This is a genomic window from Pedobacter sp. GW460-11-11-14-TSB4 (genome assembly GCF_059423705.1).
Window position 1 is genome coordinate 1 of sequence record NZ_JBWKYI010000067.1, and the last position, 1836, is coordinate 1836.

Here is a 1836-nt window from a genome sequence, read left to right on the forward strand (position 1 = left end):
AAGATATAGAGCAGATAAATAAGCAATCATCTAACATTTAAACGAGTCGGAAGTCGGGAGACCGGAGTCCGAAGATAAAGAGCAGATAAATAAAGCAATCATTCAACATTTAAATGAGTCGGAAGTCGGGAGACCGGAGTCCGAAGATAAAGAGCAGATAAATAAGCAATCATCTAACGTTTAAATGAGTCGGGAGACCGGAGCCCGAAGATAAAGAGCAGATAAATAAGCAATCATCCAATATTTAAATGAGTCGGAAGTCGGGAGACCGGGGTCCGAAGATAAAGAGCAGATAAATAAGCAATCATCTAACATTTAAACGAGTCGGAAGTCGGGAGACCGGGGTCCGAAGATAAAGAGTAGATAAATAAGCAATCATTCAACATTTAAATGAGTCGGAAGTCGGGAGACCGGGGTCCGAAGATAAAGAGCAGATAAATAAGCAATCATCCAATATTTAAAACAATAGCACATCCGACTTCGGACCTCCGACCTCGGACTTAATAATAACAACAATGGAAACACAAACATTTGCAGAAAAAATATCAAAAGCACCAGATTTTCTGCCTATTAACGGAACAGATTATATCGAATTTTACGTAGGTAATGCCAAACAAGCAGCACACTACTACAAAACGGCATTTGGATTTCAAAGTTTGGCTTATGCCGGACCTGAAACAGGCGTTCGTGATCGTTCATCCTACGTGTTGCAACAAGGAAAAATCAGACTGATTTTAACGACGGCATTAAAATCAGATCATCCAATAGCAGAGCATGTAAAAAAACATGGCGATGGTGTAAAAGTATTGGCCCTTTGGGTAGACGATGCTTACAGTGCCTTTGAAGAAACCACAAAACGTGGTGCAAAACCCTATCTGGCCCCTCAAACCTTAACGGATGAAAACGGAGAGCTTAAAATGAGTGGTATTTACACTTATGGCGAAACAGTACACATGTTTATTGAGCGTAAAAATTATAATGGAACTTTTATGCCAGGTTACCGGGTATGGGAAAGCGATTATCAACCTGCTGATGCTGGGCTTTTATATATCGACCATTGTGTGGGTAATGTAGGCTGGAACCGCATGAATGAAGCCGTACAATGGTACGAAGACGTAATGGGTTTTGTTAACATTTTATCTTTTGATGATAAGCAGATTAACACTGAATATTCGGCTTTGATGAGTAAGGTGATGAGTAACGGAAATGGCTATTCGAAATTCCCGATTAATGAACCTGCCGAAGGCAAAAAGAAATCGCAGATTGAAGAATACCTGGAATATTACGAAGGTGAAGGTGTTCAGCATATTGCTGTAGCCACTAAAGATATTGTTAAAACGGTTAAAGAACTGAAAGCGCGTGGTGTGGAGTTTTTAAGTGCGCCACCAGAAGCTTATTACGATATGATGCCACAACGTGTAGGCAAAATTGATGAAGAAATAGCCTTATTAGAAAGCCTTGGCATTTTAGTCGATTGTGATGAAGAAGGGTATTTATTGCAAATTTTCACTAAACCAGTTGAAGACCGTCCTACCCTTTTCTTCGAGGTTATTCAGCGTAAAGGCGCACAAAGTTTTGGTGCGGGCAACTTTAAAGCTTTATTTGAATCCTTAGAGCGTGAGCAGGAATTGAGGGGTAATTTGTAATATCATTCGTCGCGAGTAATTAATCCAAGACGTCACCCTGACCTGTAGCGCAGCGAAAAGCTACGGAGTAAATTTATTTCAGGGTCTTAGACAAAAAGATGCTGATCCCAAAGCTTCGGGACAGCAAGACAACATCTAAAATTTAAGCGCAAAAAAGAGCAGGCTTGAGCCTGCTCTTTTAGTTTTAATA

1 protein-coding gene is annotated in these 1836 nt (G+C 40.3%); it reads left to right on the forward strand.

Annotation, left to right across the window (positions count from 1 at the left end):
* Positions 1–515: 515 nt before the first annotated feature.
* Entirely contained in the window at positions 516–1646 is a 1131-nt protein-coding gene (gene hppD, locus AC07YT_RS25040; protein WP_086545190.1) for a 4-hydroxyphenylpyruvate dioxygenase, read from the forward strand.
* The last annotated feature ends 190 nt before the right edge of the window (positions 1647–1836 follow it).